Raw genomic sequence first — 513 nt, forward strand, 5'->3', positions numbered from 1 at the left:
TTAGAGAAGTCAGCAGCCCTTGTATATGATTGGGTTGTTGTTCAACGTCATCGGGATATAGAGCTAGCCTAGCTTTCCACGTTTCTGGGAGACTTGGGTCTTGCTTTCTAGCCTGGGGAGATACTTTCATATCCACAATCAGATCTCGCCCATCATCATCGAGCTGCTCGATGATTTCATATTTCACATTCGACTTTATTGGCGTCATCCAGTGGCTTGTTCCATGCTCTTGTTGCCAGTTAAGCATAAGCTCTGCGCTCAAGTAGCAACGATCAAAAATGGTCAATGAATTCGGAACTGCTGATGAAATTAAATCTTTTGCATAGCTGATTTCACCTTTAGAACTTTCCCCAAAAGCCACATCATGAATAAGGCGACTCCGTAGTGATGTGAGTGCGCACATTCGAACGATTGGGTACTCAGTGTGCCTGTCTTTTCGGTAGTAAACATACTGATAGTGCTCAGCTAAGCTTGGGTTATCGTGAGTTCTAAACTGTGTGCCATCGATTGAGA

The 513-nt window shown here is 44.1% G+C and carries 1 protein-coding gene; it reads right to left on the bottom strand.

Translation table 11 applies throughout. The features are described from left to right. Window positions 1-513: transposase (locus OQJ75_RS22465; RefSeq protein ID WP_266067297.1), on the bottom strand; the 513-nt coding region annotated here is incomplete at both ends.

This window comes from Vibrio sp. 14G-20, assembly GCF_026241515.1.
Classification (GTDB): Bacteria; Pseudomonadota; Gammaproteobacteria; order Enterobacterales; family Vibrionaceae; genus Vibrio.